At 49.7% G+C, this 18,482-nt stretch carries 16 protein-coding genes; 11 read left to right on the forward strand and 5 right to left on the reverse strand.

The genetic code is table 11. The annotated features are described in order from the left end of the window. Nucleotides 1-17: 17 nt before the first annotated feature. Both AADB16_RS06870 and AADB16_RS06875 read right to left on the reverse strand, forming a co-directional pair. Entirely contained in the window at nt 18-995 is a 978-nt protein-coding gene (locus AADB16_RS06870; RefSeq protein WP_410802226.1) for an alpha-ketoacid dehydrogenase subunit beta, read from the reverse strand. A 1-nt stretch (nt 996) separates the two neighbouring features. Then, nucleotides 997-2,181, reverse strand: coding sequence for a thiamine pyrophosphate-dependent dehydrogenase E1 component subunit alpha (locus tag AADB16_RS06875; RefSeq protein WP_410802228.1), 1,185 nt, complete (start codon nt 2,179-2,181; stop codon nt 997-999). Between the two features lie 326 nt (nt 2,182-2,507). On the opposite strand from AADB16_RS06875, the gene AADB16_RS06880 reads away from it, so the two are divergent. The 9 genes from AADB16_RS06880 to AADB16_RS06920 all read left to right on the forward strand — a co-directional run bounded on the left by AADB16_RS06880 (nt 2,508) and on the right by AADB16_RS06920 (nt 12,186). After that, complete coding sequence (locus AADB16_RS06880) at nt 2,508-5,141, forward strand: DUF2339 domain-containing protein (RefSeq protein WP_410802230.1); 2,634 nt, start codon at nt 2,508-2,510, stop codon at nt 5,139-5,141. Then, nucleotides 5,138-5,521, forward strand: a complete 384-nt coding sequence (locus tag AADB16_RS06885; protein ID WP_309043495.1) for a DUF2750 domain-containing protein — start codon at nt 5,138-5,140, stop codon at nt 5,519-5,521. Before AADB16_RS06880 ends, AADB16_RS06885 begins: the two co-directional genes overlap by 4 nt. 44 nt (nt 5,522-5,565) lie before the next feature. Further along, complete coding sequence (gene trxC, locus AADB16_RS06890) at nt 5,566-6,006, forward strand: thioredoxin TrxC (protein ID WP_410802232.1); 441 nt, start codon at nt 5,566-5,568, stop codon at nt 6,004-6,006. Nucleotides 6,007-6,021: 15 nt separating this feature from the next. Further along, nucleotides 6,022-6,369, forward strand: coding sequence for a thioredoxin family protein (locus AADB16_RS06895; protein WP_309043493.1), 348 nt, complete (start codon nt 6,022-6,024; stop codon nt 6,367-6,369). 170 nt (nt 6,370-6,539) lie between these two features. Next, nucleotides 6,540-7,775 (forward strand): aromatic amino acid transporter, encoded by a 1,236-nt coding sequence (locus tag AADB16_RS06900; RefSeq protein WP_410802234.1) that lies wholly within the window; start codon nt 6,540-6,542, stop codon nt 7,773-7,775. Between the two features lie 54 nt (nt 7,776-7,829). After that, entirely contained in the window at nt 7,830-8,828 is a 999-nt protein-coding gene (locus tag AADB16_RS06905; RefSeq protein WP_410802236.1) for a lipid A deacylase LpxR family protein, read from the forward strand. A gap of 397 nt (nt 8,829-9,225) precedes the next feature. Next, nucleotides 9,226-10,335: a hypothetical protein gene (locus AADB16_RS06910; protein WP_410802238.1), complete on the forward strand. Its 1,110-nt coding sequence runs from the start codon at nt 9,226-9,228 to the stop codon at nt 10,333-10,335. 571 nt (nt 10,336-10,906) lie between these two features. Continuing rightward, complete coding sequence (locus AADB16_RS06915; protein WP_410802240.1) at nt 10,907-11,404, forward strand: hypothetical protein; 498 nt, start codon at nt 10,907-10,909, stop codon at nt 11,402-11,404. A gap of 167 nt (nt 11,405-11,571) precedes the next feature. Continuing rightward, nucleotides 11,572-12,186, forward strand: coding sequence for a tyrosine-type recombinase/integrase (locus AADB16_RS06920; RefSeq protein WP_410802242.1), 615 nt, complete (start codon nt 11,572-11,574; stop codon nt 12,184-12,186). 167 nt (nt 12,187-12,353) lie between these two features. Here AADB16_RS06920 and AADB16_RS06925 read toward each other — a convergent pair whose 3' ends face one another. The 3 genes from AADB16_RS06925 to AADB16_RS06935 are packed head-to-tail and all read right to left on the reverse strand — an operon-like array spanning nt 12,354 to nt 14,103. Next, on the reverse strand, nt 12,354-12,497 hold the full coding sequence (locus tag AADB16_RS06925) for a tyrosine-type recombinase/integrase (protein ID WP_410803610.1): 144 nt from the start codon (nt 12,495-12,497) through the stop codon (nt 12,354-12,356). Then, complete coding sequence (locus AADB16_RS06930) at nt 12,491-12,829, reverse strand: site-specific integrase (RefSeq protein ID WP_410802244.1); 339 nt, start codon at nt 12,827-12,829, stop codon at nt 12,491-12,493. Before AADB16_RS06930 ends, AADB16_RS06925 begins: the two co-directional genes overlap by 7 nt. A gap of 44 nt (nt 12,830-12,873) precedes the next feature. Then, nucleotides 12,874-14,103, reverse strand: coding sequence for an ISL3 family transposase (locus AADB16_RS06935; protein ID WP_410802246.1), 1,230 nt, complete (start codon nt 14,101-14,103; stop codon nt 12,874-12,876). Nucleotides 14,104-14,573: 470 nt separating this feature from the next. Here AADB16_RS06935 and AADB16_RS06940 point away from each other — a divergent pair, with 470 nt between their 5' ends. Then, a complete protein-coding gene (locus AADB16_RS06940) occupies nt 14,574-17,342 on the forward strand; it encodes a restriction endonuclease (RefSeq protein WP_410802247.1) in 2,769 nt (922 codons plus the stop codon). Between the two features lie 36 nt (nt 17,343-17,378). Continuing rightward, on the forward strand, nt 17,379-18,269 hold the full coding sequence (gene bla / locus AADB16_RS06945) for a class A beta-lactamase (protein WP_410802249.1): 891 nt from the start codon (nt 17,379-17,381) through the stop codon (nt 18,267-18,269). Nucleotides 18,270-18,482 lie beyond the last annotated feature (213 nt).

The following is an 18,482-nucleotide window of genomic DNA, read 5'->3' on the forward strand; positions in this document are numbered from 1 at the left end:
CCTGTCCGGATATCTGCTTAGAATTCGACGCTTTCCCGAATGGCCTCATAGACCTTCAGGTGGTTGGGGAAGTGCTCTTTTTCCAGCACCAGCGGGAAGGGGGTGTCCATCCCGGTCACCCGTGCGATCGGCGATTCCAGATAGAGGAAGCAGCGTTCCTGAATGGTGGCGGCAATCTCGCCCGCAAAACCACCCGTAAGCGGCGCTTCGTGAGTGATCACCAGGCGTCCGGTTTTGAGTACCGATTCGGCTACGGTTTCAACATCCCAGGGCAGGATGGTGCGCAGATCAATCACTTCGCAGGAGAAGCCTTCTTTTTCCGCCATTTCGACGGCTTTATCGATGACTTCCATTTGAGCACCCCAGCCCAGCACCGTTACATCGGTGCCTTCTTTGAGAACTTCGGCTTCGCCCAGCGGTAATTGGTATTCCCCCTCAGGCACCTCGCCAACAGAGGCTCGGTATAAGCGTTTTGGCTCAAAGAAGATCGTCGGGTTGGGATCATTGATGGAGGCCAGCAACAGCCCCTTCGCCTGATGCGGGTTGCGCGGGACTACTATCTTCAAACCCGGCGTGTGGGCGAAATAAGCCTCAGGGGACTGGGAATGATACAAGCCACCGGCTATGCCGCCGCCGTAGGGGGTGCGGATAGTCATGTTGCCGACATTAAACAGGTTTCCGGAGCGATACCGGAACTTGGCCGACTCATTAACAATCTGATCAAAGGCCGGGAATATGTAATCGGCGAACTGAATCTCGGCTACCGGGAAGGAGCCCTGAGCGGCCAGACCATTGGCGAAGCCAATAATGCCTTGCTCCACCAGAGGCGTGTTGAAACAGCGGTCTTTGCCGTACTTTTGTTGCAGGTTGCTGGTGGCTCGGAAAACACCGCCAAAGACACCCACATCCTCACCGAAACACATAACCTTTTCGTTTGCAGCCATCGCGATATCTAGTGCGTCGTTGATGGCTTGCAGCATGTTCATCTTGGCCATGTTATGCCCCTCCCTGAACGTGAGCAGCCGACTTGGGGTACTCATCCGGATATTTACGAATGTGCGCCTTCAGTTTTTCAAACTGCTCGTTCAGCAGCGGTGGCACCTCGTCGTAAACATCCGTTACCAGGGATTCCAAGGGAGGCGGCGGGAGCTTCTGGGCCCGTTTCATGGTTTCCAACACTTCACGGCGCATGCGTTCCTGCAGCTCTTTTTCTTCGCTCTCGCTCCACCATTTTTTCCTGGTGAGCCAGTTTTGCATGCGCAGGATAGGATCTTTTTCACGCCAAACGGCTTCCTCATCTTTGCTGCGATAGCCGGAGGGGTCATCGGATGAGGAATGCGCTGCAAGTCGATAGGTCATGGCTTCGATGAGTACCGGGCGGTTCTCTTCCACGGCCAGTTTGCGGGCGGCTTCGGTGGCCTGATAAACGGCCAGGATGTCGTTGCCGTCGACACGAATGGTGTCCATTTTATAGCCGAACCCGCGAGGCGCTATGCCATCGGCAGCAAACTGTTCATTTGCCGGGGTGGAAATGGCGTAACCATTGTTGCGACAGAAGAAAATAGCGGGTACGCGATGCACAGCGGCCATGTTGAGGCCCGCGTGGAAGTCGCCTTCCGATGCGGCACCCTCTCCGAAGTAAACAATCGTGCAATGTCCGTCGCCGGCCATTTTCTGGCCATAGGCATAGCCGGTGGCCTGGGGGATCTGAGTGGCAAGGGGGGATGAGATGGTCATGTAGTTGAGTTTGCTGGAACCATAATGAACCGGCATCTGACGGCCTTTGCCGTAATCTTTCTCGTTGCCGAACAACTGGTTCATGAACTCATCAATGGTGAAGCCGCGATAGGCCAAGGCACCTTGCTCACGGTATTGGGCCATGATCATGTCAGCGTCGTTCAGGGCGGCGGCGCTACCGATAACGGAGGCTTCTTCACCGGTGCACTGCATGTAGAAACTGAGGCGGCCTTGTCGTTGGGCTCCCAGCATACGCTCATCCAGAATGCGGGTAGTGACCATGGCGCGGTAGATTCTCAGCGCTTTGTCTTTATCGATGTCAGGCGCTTTGCTGCCTTTGTAGAGCGAACCGTCCTGCTTCAGGAGCTTCAGTGTCGGAATGTGATATTCCGAGCCGTCTGTAAAAACAGGGGTATAAACGGATTTGTACTTTGTTGTTGTCATAATCCTCTTCCTGGGGTGGTGGCTTGAGGAACAAAATGCCCCTTGTGAGGGCCTCGTTAAGTTATGGAGCCTTGTTCTATTCGCCGGAGTTTTCCAGAGTATAGAACGCATTGTGCAACCCTGCCGGTGTTGCCGTAAGGCTCCTGTTACCAGTTCGAACAGTTTGGGTAAAACCGGATTAAACTGAGTAAAGTTGACCTTAACGTAAAGTGCGGGCTTTGGGTAGTGTCCTTTGTGGGTGAGCTATTTCCCCGGAGAAGTTAGACTGCACATTGCATCGGCGGCTCGCGCTGTACCTCATGGAATCTTCAGAAGGATAAAGGGATTTGGAAGCCATACTTATTTTGCTTGGCGTAGGCTTGGCGATATTCATACCTGTAGGTTCTGTTCTGGGCTTTATGGCTTTTCAGCAACGGAATGCACACTCTTCTCGCATTGACTCCCTGGGCCGGGAGGTTTTGGAACTGCGCCGGGAAATCGAAGCTCTCCGACGCCCTGGTGCATTGGATAAACAACTTCCAGATGATCCTGCATCGGCTGAAACCCAAAGTTTGGCCTATTCCCAGCCGTCGGCGCCCGCGCGCGAGCCAGAGGCGGTTCCTGTAGCAGCGACGAATGAATGGGTCGAAAAGCCCGAGGTTGAGGCAAGTGACTGGCTGGATTCAGTTTCACCGGCCCGTGATTATTCAGGTATCAAAAAGGCCCTGAAAGAAAACTGGATGGTCTGGCTGGGTGGCCTGAGTGTGGCGCTGGCGGGAATATTTATGGTCAGCCATTCCATCAGCGCGGGGCTGATTGGCCCTGTACCTCAACTGTTACTCGCCCTGGCTACAGGCCTTGCGCTGCACGCAGGCGCGGAATACCTGCGCAGACGCCACATGAGTACAGATCAGGTGTTCGCAGCCTTGGCGGGTGGGGGCAGTATTACGCTATACGCCGCATTGCTTGCCGGTGTTCACCATTACCAGCTAATCAGCCCGGTTGTCGGGTTAATCCTGCTTGCGGCTGTGTCTCTGGCTACCATGGCTTTGGCTCTGGTGCATGGCCCATTGCTGGCCATTATGGGGCTGAGTGGCGCCTATATTGTGCCTCTGCTTATCGGTGGCGAGGACGGCAGCGTCGCCTTTGTGCTCTCGTACAGCTTCCTGATTACGATCAGTTCGCTGCTATTAATGCGTTACGTTTTCCGTGATTGGCTCTGGTACGCCACACTGGCCGGTGCGTTGCTTTGGTGGGCAGCCACCGTGGCTGCAGCCCCTGCTGAGTTGGCAACGGCGATGTATTTGGCCGCCTTGTTTGTTGCTTTTGCATTCTTGCCGGGCGAAGAGCAGGCCGCCCCTTCACGCTTGCGTGAGGCGCTTCTGCCGCTGTTGGCGATTTGGGGTATTTCGATTGCACATCAATCTGTTGATAACCCGTCGTTGTGGAGTTGGCTGCTCATTCTGCCGGTCGCATCCCTGATTCCTCAGAGCCGGGGTACGCTGTGGTTTTTGCCTTGGGGTGCCGTGTTAGCCAGTGCTGCCGGTTGGCTGCTGTATATGGGCCGAATGGAGGGCGATCTGTTTTTCCTGATGCAGATTCCCCTGGCGCAGCAAGCGGGTTTTGTCAGCTACCTGATTGCCGCTGCCATCACCACCACTGGTTTGGGCCTCTGGCTGTGGGGGCGCTATGCCGACCAGCGGCGATGGGCCTCGTTAACCCTGCTTTCGCCGCTGGTATGGCTGGTGCTTGGCTGGCTGTTGCTGCAAGGCTATGGCGAAACATCGGTTGTGTGGGCGGTCGCCACCTTGGTACTTGGCGCAGTTTACGGCGTTCTGGCCTGGCGCATGGAAGGGCTGGCTCGTTACGGGAACGGCGTGGTCTGGGCCTTGATGGCGGCGCACGTCAGTTACTCACTGGCCACAGTGATGGCCTTCCGTGAAGCATCACTCACCCTGGCCTTATCGGTTCAGTTCGTCAGCCTTACCTGGCTGGCTCGGCGCTATCAGATGACGGAGCTGTACCTGTTACTGAAGGGCGTATTGGCGCTGGTGGTTGCGCGGCTCACTTTCAATCCATGGATACAAGGTTACGATGCCAGCGTGCACTGGACGCTATGGACCTATGGTGGTGCTACATTGCTGGCGGCGGTTGCTACCAGGCTTTCAGAGAAAGGCCATTCGATTCGCCCCTGGCTGGAAGGCGCAACCCTGCACTTGCTGGTGCTGTTCCTGGGCGCGGAGTTGCGTTACTGGCTGTACGATGGCGACATTTTTGTTCACGAATACAGCTTGATCGAAGCAACCATGAATACGCTGCTTTGGGGCGCGCTCAGTGTGACTTATGCTTTCCGAGCAAAGTCCAGTCAGTCATTGGCCTGGCTCTACCGGTTGTTCTCATGGGTTCTGCTGGCGCTCTCCGCCCTCAGCTACCTCACGCTGCTCACTTTGCATAACCCCTGGTGGAGTGGCAGTTTCATTGGCAGCACGCCCATCTTCAATATGCTGTTACCTGCTTTTGGTGGCCCGGTACTGCTGGCTCTTGTTATCAGCCGGTTCCCGCAGATTGCACCCAAGCTCTGGTCAATGTGTGTCGCAGGGGCAGGGTTTCTTTTATTCACTGCTCTGGAAATTCGCCAGCTCTGGCAGGGCAGCGATATGGCCTTGTGGCATGGCATGACCGAGGGCGAGCTGTATACCTATTCGGTAGTCGGCATGCTTTACGCCATAGTGGCAATCCTCTACTCCACTGTTTATTCCGCAAAAAGCACCCATATCATCTTGTACAAGGTGGGCATGGCTTTGCTGGGGATTGTGATCGGCAAGATTTTCCTGATCGATATGGCCGGCCTGCAAGGGTTCTGGCGAGTTGCGGCCTTTATGGGTTTGGGGCTCGCTCTCTTGGGCCTTGCATGGATGTACCGAAAAGCTCAGGGAGTTAACCCTGAGCCTGATTCATTAAACAGAGATTCAGATTTATGAATAGCGAAGAGCTAGCCAGCGTACTCGAAATGGATGGTGAAGAGAGATACGACTACTTCCTGAGCGAAGTATTGGAAGAGCGGGAGATCTGGATACTCGTTAATTCGGAAAGCCGCTTCCTGTCCATAGTGTCGGAGGACGACGGTGTCGCACATTTGCCGGTTTGGCCCAGTTCCGAATTTGCTGTTGAATATGCCAAGGGCGCAGATGGTTTGACTCCGAAAAGCATCTCGCTGCCAGATTTTTTCAAGAAATGGGTACCCGGATTGGCGAAAGACGGGCTGCAAGTGGGCGTATTCCCGGGAGCCGATAAAACTCTGTGGATAACAGCAGCAGACGAACTGAAAAAAGACCTGCAGGATGAACTGTCCAACTTCTAGACTTCAGGTAGGACAATCGACGTTGTGTGTTGTGAGGTGAATACATGAGTGACGATCTTAAACATGTGGTTTGTCCACACTGCGATAAGCTGAACCGTGTGCCGGCCGCTCGTCTGGCCTCTGGCGGTAACTGCGGAGCCTGCAAACAGCCCTTGTGGCCAGAGAAGGTGCTTGAGCTCACAGGGCAAAGCTTTGCGCCTCACACCGGCCGCAGCGATGTGCCTGTATTGGTGGATTTCTGGGCCAGCTGGTGTGGCCCCTGCAAAATGATGGCGCCTCAGTTTGAGCAAGCGGCGCAAGGTTGGAAAGGCAAGGTACGCTTTGCGAAGCTCAATACCGAAGAGCACCCGGCACCGGCTGGCCAGTACAACATTCGCAGCATCCCTACCTTGATACTGTTCCGCAATGGCCGCGAGCTTGCACGGCAAAGTGGCGCCATGAACCAGGGCCAGATCGATCAGTGGCTGAAAAGTAACGGTTGCTGAAGGCGGGTGAGCAGCATGAGGGTGATTGATAGTGAAGACGCGCTGGTGGAACTTGTAACCACGAGTTCTGCTGCCCTTGTGCTGTACGGTGGCGCTAGTTGTGGCGTATGCCAGTCAGTGAAACCACAGCTGGAGCGCATGGCCAGGGAAGAGTTTCCTGAGCTGGTGATGGCGTATGTAGATTGCCAGGCGGCTGCGCCATTGTGTGCTTCACGGAGCATTTTTTCACTGCCAGTGATTCACCTGTGGTTTCAGGGGCAACGCTTTGCCGAGTTTTCCCGAGTCTTCTCTATGGGCGATGTTCGCTCTGCATTAAAACGTCCATATTGTTTGACGATTCAACAGGATAATGCTGAGCAGTAATTGATCTGGTCAGTTAACGGTCATGTTTGTCGAACGCCCGTTTTAACTGGGCTGAGCAGGCTTGTCCCGCGCCTTTTCACAAAGTTATCCACAGAATGGTGGGATAAGTTCCTTTGGTTCAGATAGCCCGCTGTTAAATCCAAAAGCTGATACGCGACGAAGGAGGCCCATTGACCGAGCGCGCAGAATCCAGATCCAGGCCTTCCCTGATTGGCGGGGCGAGTATTATTGCCAGTGTTTGTGTTGGTGCCGGTATGCTGGGCTTGCCCAGTTCCGGTGCTGGTGCCTGGACGACCTGGTCCAGCCTGGCACTGGTGCTTACCATGGTGGTGATGACACTGTCTGGCTGGATGCTGCTGGAAGCCTTCAAGCACTTCGGTTTGAGAGCATCGTTCAATACCGTTACCAAATCTCTGCTCGGCTCGCGGGTGAACGCATTCAGTAATCTGACGGTATACTTTGTGGGCGGCATTCTCCTGTATGCCTACATCACGTCGTCTGGCCTGATCCTGCAGAGCATGACCGGGGTCGACAGTCAGCTGGCTTCGGTTGTTTTTGTCCTGTTGTCCTCACTGGTTGTCTGGCACTCAACCCATGCAGTGGACCGACTTTCGGTGGTGCTCATCACTTTCATGTTGGTGAGTTTTGTACTCGGCGTCTCTGGGCTAGCGGTAAGAATTGACCCGGCTATTCTGTTTGATACCGCAAATGCCTACGGCCAATATGCGCCCTATGCGATGGCGATGTTGCCAGTGGCGCTGACGTCTTTCGGCTATCACCATTCGGTGGCATCAATGCGCGCCTATTATGGCGAGGAGAGTAGGGCGCAGAAAGCCATTCTGGGCGGTACACTGTTGGCTTTGATGTTTTACCTGGTGTGGCTGATCAGCATATTCGGCAATCTGCCGAGAGCGAATTTCGGCCCGGTGGTCGCCCAGGGCGGTGACGTGGATGTTCTGCTGGCGGCTCTTGGTTTTGCCATCAATTCCGAGCGGGTGGCGACCACCATCAGTGCTTTCTCAACGGCTGCCATTTTGTCGTCTTTTGTCGGCGTTGGTCTGGGCACCTTTGATTATATGGCCGACCTGCTGGGCTTCGATAATGATCGCAAAGGGCGCTCCAAAACCTGGGCAATTACGTTTATTCCGCCATTGCTGCTGTCGTTGTTTTTTCCGTTTGGCTTCGTTCTTGCCATTGGCTATGCCGGTGCGGCTGCGGCGGTCTGGGCCTGTATTGTTCCGGCGCTGCTGGCCCGGAAGTCCCGAACACTGAAGGATGGGCGCCGTGGCTTTATGGCCCCGGGCGGCCAGTTGGGCATTGCGCTGGTTCTGATTTTTGGCGGGCTGACCATCCTTTTCCATTTCATGGGGCTGGCGGGTTGGTTGCCGGAACCTGTGTTGCTCTGAGACCTGACATCAGGCCATGCTCGTTACTCTTAGTATCAACCGGAGGGACTGGATTTGAATCGTCGCTGCGAATGTACCCTCCTGCTGTTTTTCGTTATTAGTGTTTTGCCAGCCAGCCTGAAGGCAGAAGTCGTGAACCTGTCCTGGGATAACGACCTGCTTACTGGAACCGACCGCGGATATACAAACGGGGTACGCTTATCGTATCTGACGGACACCGCTGACGAGAACGATGGAACGTCGGCAAGATTTGCGCGAACTCTGCGTGATGAGCTGCGCTTTCTGCCCGGTATAGGTGCGTCTGATTCAGAGCATGCGGTTACACTGAGTTTGCGGCAATTCATGGTTACGCCTGAAGATATCACGGTTGAAAATCCGCAATTCGACGACATTCCCTATGCCGGCCACCTGTCGCTCAGCGGCACGCTCTGGAGCTGGGACGCCGATACGATTACCGGTTTTGGCGCTCACATCGGTGTTATTGGGTCCGAAAGCGGTGCCGAGTCGGTTCAGAAATGGGTGCATAAAACCACTGGAAGCGACAAGCCGCAAGGCTGGGGCAATCAGCTTGGAACCGATGTGGTGGGTGGCATTCAGGGTGCGCATGGCCGAAAGCTGCTGCAGCTCGGGCAGGGCGGCAACATTGAACAGCGTGTGTCGGTGATTGGGGCTGGGCTGTTGTCGAGTTTTCGAACTTCTGCAAAAGCCGGGTTGGTCTGGCAGCTTGGTAGGCATCTTCCAGTAAATTTTGTGCCGGATTACGCAGGCACCTCTTCAACAGTCGCCCTGCCGGGCTCTTTCAAGGATTCAGGCAGTAGCTGGTCCGTGTATGTGGGGCTGGGCGTGGAGTATGTAGGCTATTCCTATATTGACGACAATGCCGGGGCATACCGTTTTGACGAAGGGCCGCTGATTGGTCAGCTCGGTCTGGGCGCTACCTGGCAGTGGGATCACCTGCTGGCCTCAGTCACACTGCGTGCCTCGACCAGCGAAGACGAGCGTCATAAAGATAACTTCAGCTTTGGGACGCTGTCAGTTTCTTGGGCATTATAGATAGGTCCGTTTCGACTCGTTGTTCACGGGGCACTTCATCGTGGTCAGCCAGGCCTGACAGGGGTGATGGCTGGATGATTAAACTGAATCACTATGATGGGTGATGTTTATGCCCGCAGCTTGTTTCCGGTGTCTGCTCTTAAACATAAGCGAACATTCGAGTCAGGGCTTTCCTCCAGAGTCTCCAGGCCAATTACAGCCATTTCACCCAGTATGATTGGCTGAGCAAATTTCAGACGCTGAATGATTACATGGCAAAGATAGCCATGCTCGGCTAAGCTATTTTTTATCAATTTGTGTGCAGCGCAATTGATAGTTCAAAGTCAGTAATCATGACGCAGTCAAATTTCTTAAATGGTAAAGCGCACTGCTTAACAGCAGTTAAGTAGATAGAATTATGGATATTGAGCAGATAGAAAAAGGGATTGAGAAAACTGGTTTCAGGCTGGAGTTCGATATATCCAGCATTTTGGAAGATAGCGGCTGGAACGTAATAAATAACAAGTACTATGTAGACGATCAGCAAGAGACAGTTAGAGAAGTCGATATAGTTGCTTATAAGGCATCTCTTGTCCAAGATATTTATGTTTATACCGCTTTGATTATAAGTTGTAAAAAAAGTGAAAAGAATGCTTGGGCTCTGCTGTCAAAAAAATCAAACCATAATGATCCTAATATGGAGTGGGTTCCTATTCACGCATGGTCTAACGATCGTATTTTGTCCTATATGCTTGAGCAACAGGAATGGAAAAATACTTACTTGTCTACACTTCGAAATGGAAATTCCAGAGTTTTTTCTGACAAACCTGAAAGACACATATTTGGATTTCAGGAGATGAATAAAGAAAGCGGGGCTCCACAGAATGATAAAAATATATTCAACTCGATAACCTCGGTGATGAAAGCACAAGCATACGAAATGAATGCATTGCCGATCAGGAAAAAAGTCCCCTGTGCTTTTCAGTTCAATCTAATATCAATCGCACAAGCAGAGCTCGTTCGTTTAGACTTTGAAGGTGGTCCTGTGACGGGAGTTGCTGTCGATGATGAAGTGTACGTTGCTGATTACATAATTGATAAGCAGCAAACATTTGCCAAAGTTCACTTCATTAAGTCTGATAAATTTAGAGATATTCTTGAGCACTATAATCAGTTGCACAAATCTAACTTGGATGCTTTTAAGGCTATTTATGAAAAATTCTGCGATGAAATTACCAAGGATCACAAAAAGCTAAACCTGTTCCAAAAAAATTTGGCAAGTGAGCTTTGGTGGCCGGTGTATAAAGAATTCAGGCACTTGAGTGAATTGAGCAGAATTTTTGAAGATGGTTGGTTAGGCTGGAATGACAAAGAAAATGTGTTGGAGTTTGAGGTAGATTTAGAATCAAGTGATGTAGAGCAGATAAATTTAGTTGAAGCCCTTAGGGAAAAGCTATCGCAAGCTTTAAAGAAGTATTATAAGTATGAGGGAAAGTCAAGATTCGCTGTGAGTGACATCCCATTTTAAATGATCCACACAAATCCACGCAAGCGAAGTTCTTGGCGCCGCGCCCCCGCTGAAACTGTTATGTGTCAAAAGGTGCTCTATGAAGAATGTGATGCCGGGATTTGAGAAGAGGAAGGTGTTCATTGATTTACTCAAGCACTTTTCGACTTAATCTATAGGTGTTTTGGCGCTGAGCGCTGCATTTCTCGAAAACCTTTCAGAGCTCGAAGCTGGTCGGGGTGTTTTGGTATTTGGTATTTGGTATTTGGTATTTGGTATTTGGTATTTGGTATTTGGTATTTGGTGTTTCCTCCTTCTTCTGTGTTGTGGTCAGTAGCAGCATTGCCAAATACATACTGGTGGCGAAAATTGAAGAAGTTCCATAAGGATCACTTTCTCACAAAGTGCTGAGGCTATGTGCAGCCTGCTAACTTTTATGGTTTTTTTCGGCGGTTCCGGTTCTTTCGTGTACTTGGTTGCACAAAACACATGACCAGTCATTCAAGTTCGTTCCCGGCTTGGCAGCCGGCCACCGGACGCCTCTGTCGGGCTGCCGCTTATTTCGGCGTAATGCAGTAGGAGTTGAGAGCTTATGATTTCCCCACCAACAGACAATTTATACAAGTTTATGGCGATATTTGGGCTTGTTATGGTTGTGTCATCTATTGTCTTCTGGTGGGAAGCATCCAATAATTTTGATGATTTTTTTGAGTCAAATGTGGAATATGTGAACACTATATTTGAAAGCGGAGAAGCGTATGAGAAATTCGCCAAAAAGACGAATGAAAGGATAGATATATACAATATAGTGGGCGGCAATATAGAACTTTTGTCAGATGAGCAAAGACAGAAGTTGGATGAAATATTGGTGGAGTCGGAGGAGTTGAAGGTAAAGGCAGGGGCGATAGTCGAATCCAACCCAGCCGCCAGAGTAGCCATGAACACTCGGCTAGAGAAATACAAACTGGCCAAGGCATTGAGCATACTCGGGTTAATCGTAGGTGCACTTGTTTCTATTTTTGGGTTTTATCTTTGGCATTCTCGATTGCAGAGATACATTGACCAGTTGCATAGAAATAAAGGTGCATAACCATTTGCATCAGTATGCGGCAGTCGGCTGCCGCGTCCTTGTTAGGGCGCCGCTGTACTCATCGCTTTCCCACCATCTGAGTGTTCGCTTTGCGACCTAGCCAGCCAGCAGAAAACGATCTTCTGAACCATACTTAAGGGCTCTTACCCTCCACAGAGGGCCACGCCATGACATTTCCTATCAGCAAAGTTCCCTGGAACAAGGGAAAGCTCGTTGGCCAGAGGCTACCGCTCAAACTCGAACAAATATGGGCTATCCGCATTCGGTTAGAGATTGCAGAGAACATCCGCGAGCTGGCGATGTTCAACCTGGCGATTGATTGCAAACTCCGATCCTGCGATATGGTGAAGTTGTTGGTTCGAGATATTTCCAGAAACGGAGAGGTCCTGGATCGGGCGCAAGTCATTCAGCAGAAAACCAGTCAACCTGTTCAGTTTGAGAGAACGAAAAAGACGCGCGAGTCGGTCGAAGCGTGGATCGAATTGCGCGGACTATCAGGTATGGATTATCTATGGCCGAGTCGGATGAGGAAGTTTGATCACATCACTACTCATCAATATGCCCGTATCGTCAAGAAGTGGATCACTAGCATTGGACTCGACCCTTCCGTCTATGCCACCCACTCAATGAGACGCAGCAAGGCAACACTGATCTACAAGAAGACCAAAAATCTTCGAGCAGTCCAGTTGCTAGTGGGGCACACAAATATGTCCAGCACGGTTCGATACCTTGGTGTCGAGGTTGAGGATGCCCTGGAGATAGCAGAGAGTATTGAGATCTAAATGCGTAACTAGGCTCTTTAGTTCCTGGATGCCGCAGGCGCTGCCAGCTCCAGTCGATGATCACCCTCGGGTTTCGATCAAGCTCCTCCAGTCGTAAACAAAAGCGAACATTCGCAGTGCCTCAGATTTTCGGCTCTTTCTGCCCCAGTTGAACGCTTGGTCATTTCTCAAGAACCCGGAAAACGATCAAATGGACTCACAGTTCCAGCTCTTCGATCGCCAATAATGTGGGTGTAGATTTCAGTCGTCCGAATATCGCTGTGGCCGAGGATTTCCTGGACCGTTCGGATATCACTTACCGATCTCAGCAGCTCGGTGGCAAAAGCGTGGCGAAAAGTATGCGCCGGGGTGTCTTCGACATTTTGTAGTGCAGGTTTTCGATCTCCCTTTTCAGCACATTCTTGTAAAGGAAGATTATGGCGCAGAGTGCCTGGTTTTGGGTGGCGGGGCTGACCCCTCGATTTACGGCGAGATGATTAAGGAAACGCTCAATTTCGTGATTGCCCATCACCTCAGGGTGCTTCTTGTCATTGAACAGAATGAACTGGCGGACCCAGTACAGATAGGTTTTCTCGGTTCGATAGCTGTATTGCTTCGTCCTAATTTCCGTGCGAACCGATTGCAGAAACGGTGATTTAGACACGTCACCCCTCCTTGGCCAAAATCTGTATATTTATGGCTCTTCACTTATCTGTGTGGGTCAGGTGCCATTGGCAGTCCGCCGTAGTGAAATAGAATCGCCCGCTTGAACCTCTCCTTGTTCCGGAATCCCCGAGACCGAACCTTTAACGCTCGAACTTGTCCATTGATCGCTTCCGCAAGGGCATTGGACGCCCGGAAACGCATAGCGTTAAGGATGCCAAACAGCTTAGTTTCGATCTGGTCTGCCGTGGTACTCAGGGCCCGAACCTCAGTGAGCCGGGCCATGTGAATCCATTCTTGCCAAGCTGCGCGAGCACCTTTGACCCGGTAGCCTCGCCAGATATCTCGCGCTTTCTCCTTGAGATACCACACCAAACCAGTGTTTTTGAGGGTTTCTGACAAATATTTGATTTGTTGTATCTGCTGTCCTTTAAGGCTCTTGCGATGGCGTAGCCAGGTGTATCGGCTTCGATGGATCTCCTTCCGCATCGAATGATCCGCACGCGCCATGTCAGCTTTGCGAGTGGCATCAAGCGCTCGGGTCAGCATTTGCGCGACGTGGAAATGGTCGAAGGCGATCTTCTGGTGGGCTTTCTCGATATGCTCAAATGTCGCCTTTTGATAGGCCGGACTCATATCCATAGAGATGGACAGGATCGACCGCTTACGCGGCTCATCCAAGGTGGCGTAAAAGCGCCCAAGGCTATCTGAGGACCGGCCGTCCTCCACGGCCAAAACCTGGCCCTGGCCGTTAGAAACGATCGTTACATAGTCGTGCCCTTTACGAAATGCCGTCTCATCGACGGCCAGCCGTGTCGTATCTCGGTCAGGAGCATTAGCCAAGCCCCGCCGCACGGCCCGTTCCATGATGTTGTCGATAGCAGTCCAGCTCAGGCGTAACTGCTTGCTGACCGCAGAGATCGAGGCTGCCCTGAGCCAGCTGATAACGAAGGCATCAAATAGAAGTGTGTACCGGCTGTTCTGTTCAGCCCAAGGAACACTGATCGTCAGACAACCATGCTCGGGACACTGCACACGAGGAACCTGAGCAACCACTTGCGTTCGGAACTGACAAGTATCGAGGTGACGCCAACGGCGTTCCCGCGAGTCGTAGCCCGGGCAGGCATGGCCACAGCGGGGGCAGGCAAGCTTGGCGCTGTGGTGCAAACCGACCTGAACGACGACTTCTCCCTGACTCTTATCCAGTTCGACGCCTGATACAAGCCAAGGAGAGGACAGTCCTAGAATGTGTTCGTAGAGGGTGCATTGATCCAACGTTGATCCCCATCCATTGAGTTAATCGGATGCGACAACAGTGACCAAAAGCGGCAGGAAAATAAAGGGTTGCCCACCATAATAAGTGAAGAGCCATATTTATACAGTTATAATGAAAAGGCCTCGAAAATGCCAAATATTCTGCGGTTTAATTTGCATGGCGCTGCACACTTTCCACAAAGCACTCTAGTAGCCCATTGATTTTGCGCAGGAAGTGTTTTGTCTTTTGGATTTAACTAGCAAAAACGTGCAACAATAACTCGCATGCAAACTTTTCACAGACCCGGGAGAAGAAAAGTGCCCGAGAGCGGGATAGTAAGGGCCTGAAAAGTCGATATTATTCAGGCCGTGACTCAGTTTTGGACGTGGTGATGGCGTTGCGATTTAATAAGAATTCAAACTAATAAGCTGTTAGAATTCATAGTGGAACCCACTATCCATAGTTATAAGGTGTTGCTTAAGGATTTTAAATGAAGATCGAAGTTGCATGTAAAAAAGATAATAGCAATAAGGACAAAGGGGATCTTCTTGAGGAATTAGCAAAGAAGCTCTTGTTAGCACAACATTACGATGTAATAGACGAAGTACGAGTAATCGGTGCGGAATTGGACCTGTTGTGCAAACATAGAGTAAGCGGAAAAGTAATTTATGTTGAATGCAAGGCTCAAAAGGAGCCAATATCTGCTCCTGTCTTGAGGCAATTATGGGGGACGGTAGACTTTGAGGAATACTCTGAAGGTTGGTTGATCTCCACTTCAGACTTTACCAAGGATGCGAAAGGGTTCGTCGAGAGCTGGAAGTCAAAGCCAAAAGAGAAAGCCGAAAAGCTAAGTTTTTATTCCCCAAAAGAGATAGTCGACGCTCTAAAGAGTTCTTCTATTATTACTGACCCACCTTATTTGGCAGCACAAGATTTTATTGGCGACCCTGAAGTTTTGGGGGATTGGACACTCCTTGTATCAAAATATGGTATGTATTGGTGTGTCTATACATTAAAGGGAGGCGCTCCTTACGGTGTTTTGATCTATCGTGCTTCGAGTGGAAGACAAATCTACGATGAGGATACTATAAAAAATATATCCAGCTTGAATACAACAATCGCTGACTATGATCTTCGGGTTGGTATAAGCGAGCGAGCTGGAAGCGCAAGTATCTCACCGAAAAAACTACCTCCGGTAGTCCAAGTTCAAATCGGAGAATCATGGGATGATTACCGCCCAGCTCGACCACAGGATTTTGTAGGACGAGATGATACACAAAAGGATATATTAAATTTCTTAAGTTCCGCCAGAAAAAACTCCGGAACTAGAATATTTGCTATTACCGGAAATTCAGGACTTGGAAAAAGCTCCCTAATTGCAAAACTTAGAGATAGATCTAGAAATCACCATTACAAAAAGAAGTACTTTATTTATGCAGTGGATATGCGAGGCGCTCGTGAACCATCGTATATTTCAGCTTCGCTGATCGCATCCTTAAGAGAAGCTCAAAAAAATGGATTTGGTGCTGATATTGATCTTACTCTTACAGATCCTGGCTCACCCTTAAGTTCAGACAGCATTAAAAACTATTTGCAGTCATTGAGTTCAAGCGACCAAGTTGTTTGTCTTGTTTTTGATCAGTTTGAAGAGCTTTATTCTAAGCCTGAGCTTTTTGGTATATTTAATGCTGCGAAAGACTTAATGTTAGATGTTGCGAGTAGTCAAAGCAATTTTGTTTTAGGCTTCGCTTGGAAAACAGATAGTACTACCCAGCAGGATCACCCCGCGTACCATTTATGGCATGAATTATCTGATCATAGAAGAGAATATCGTTTAGATGTTTTTGATAATGGTGAAATATCAAAGTCAATAACACAGTTTGAAAAAGAAGTTGGACAAAAAGTATCAGCTGAAATTAGGCATCAAATTACCGAGGTTAGCCAAGGATTCCCATGGCTGCTAAAGAAGTTATGTATTAACTTATATGAAGGCATAGTAAAAGGAGAGAAAACAGATACATTGCTTTTAGATTTAGATGTTGGGCGTCTCTTTGAGGCTGACTTAACTATCCTTTCTCCACATGAATTATCTTGCCTGAAGCTAATTGCACAGAAGGCTCCTGCTGATTGGAGCGAGATAATCGAGATATCGGGAACTACAGTTTTAAATAACTTGGTTCATAAACGTTTGGTTATCAAAAGTGGTGATCGACTAAACGTATATTGGGATATATTCAAAGATTACTTGTTAACAGGCAGGGTTCCTGTTGTGCCTTATAACTATATACCAACATCTGACCCATCCTCTTTGCTTAATGTATGTAAGATTTTAGAGCTTGAAGGTTTCAGGAGCGCGAAAAGTATTGGCGTTTTAGCGGGGCTGAACGAAAAAACGATATGGAATATAGGTGCTGATCTCGTGATGCTAGGCTTGGCGGAACGCGATGGAACTTCATTTAAAATCGGGAAAAATCTTAAAACAAATGACGAAGATGTCATGCTTAATGTTCTTCGTGAGAAGCTGGGTAAGCATTCTTTAAAACTTGCACTTTTTAAAAAATATCCAGGGAAAACGATTTCCCCGGAAGCGGTACGTGAGACCTTTAAGGAGTGTATACCAAAAGCAAAATTTGGCGAGAAAACTTGGACTACCTATGCGAATAGATTAACCAACTACCTGATACATTGTGGCTTTATGCTGCGAGCTGGAAACGATCTGGTTGTTCAGGATACAGGGTCGGCTATTTTAGATAGAGAGGGACTGGCAAGGCGTGGAAAACAACGAGGGAAGGTGTTTTCAGTATCCGTATCCCCCTTTGCCGCTCTCACAGCCATCAATAAAATACCCAAATCTGGCTGCAAAACTGAGTCTGTAAAAAGAAATGAATTAGCTGTATTAAAGCGTTTTGAACTGCTTGTGGTGAAAGGCAACACTGTCTTTCTAAATTCAGAATCAATTTTAAAGTCTGGCGGAAATAAAGAAGCGATATGGGCTGCTGCAAAAAATGAAAGTTCGCTTTTGCGATGCATAGAAATAATGCAAGAAGATCCAGAAATAAGTGCAAAGGATCTAGCTGGACTCATTTCTGATGACTACTCATTAAATTGGTCTGACGGATCAAAAGTAAGAAACGGAAATATTTTAAAACAGTGGTCGACTTGGATTAAAGAAGGTATGGACTTAAAGGGCATCCCCTCCCCTCCAGGGCGTCCTAACAAATCCAAGCACTCGGACACATCAAGCTGCGCCGGTGTTTGAAGCATTATGCAGTTCGAATAAGGTGCTGAGAAATTTATGAAAATTGAATCAGTGACGGCGTTACTAAAGTTTTCTGTAGCTATTTTCTTTGGCTTTTTGGCGTCAACTGCATCTGCCGACGGCCATAATTCCCTGATTCAAACTGTGGCGAGAATCACTGGTGAGATAGAGGCTCAAGCGGGCTTTGCTGCTTACGATTTGGAGTCCGGTCAGCGATGGGGATATCAAGCTGACCAACGATTTGCAATGTCCAGTACGTTCAAAACGCTTGCTTGTGCGGCTCTGCTTCATCGGGTCGATGCGGGACAGGAGAGTCTCGAAAGATCGGTGAGTTTTTCGGAGTCAGATCTCGTGACCTACTCCCCCATCACAGAGAAATACGCTGGCGGTCAAGCTATGACCCTTTCAGATCTGTGTGAGGCTGCTCTGACGATGAGCGACAACACGGCTGCAAACTTGGTTTTGCGAGCTCTGGGTGGGCCGGATAAAGTAACATCGTTCGCAAGGGGCTTGGGGGATGATGTAACGCGTCTTGATCGCTGGGAGACGGAACTTAATGAGGCGGTGCCAGGCGATTACAGGGATACAACCACTCCAAATGCGATGGTGAAAAATCTTCAGAGTTTGCTGTTGGGCGACGCGTTATCTGGAAAGTCTAGAGATCAACTAAATGACTGGCTTAAGAGTAACCAAGTCGCAGATGGACTTTTTCGGGCTGCTGTTCCGGAAGGCTGGATTGTTGCAGATCGATCTGGGGCTGGAGGTTTCGGATCGCGATCTATAACAGCCATAATTTGGCCACCGGAACGACAGCCCATCGTTGTGGTCCTATATCTTACGCAAACGGAAGCTTCTTTCTCAGAGAGGAATGAGGCGATTGCTGAGATTGGTGAAGCAATAGTTTTGGCGGTGGATTTAGGCCTGTAAAGCATAACCAGTGGCTGTTGTCGTGGGTAGGACCAGTGGTCACTACTTGGCTATTGTTAAATTTTATTAATGGTGTCAGTCGGCACAGTTACCAGCACAAAATTCTCCGTTAAGAAAATCTGTTATGGTCGAAAAATATTCAGATTTACGGAGGTATCGAAATGGAAGTAGGCAAGTTCTACAACGTAGTCTTTTTAACTGGTCGCTATGAGA

Origin of the sequence: Marinobacter sp. KMM 10035 (genome assembly GCF_046537445.1) — a bacterium.
GTDB classification, from domain to species: Bacteria; Pseudomonadota; Gammaproteobacteria; order Pseudomonadales; family Oleiphilaceae; genus Marinobacter; species Marinobacter sediminicola.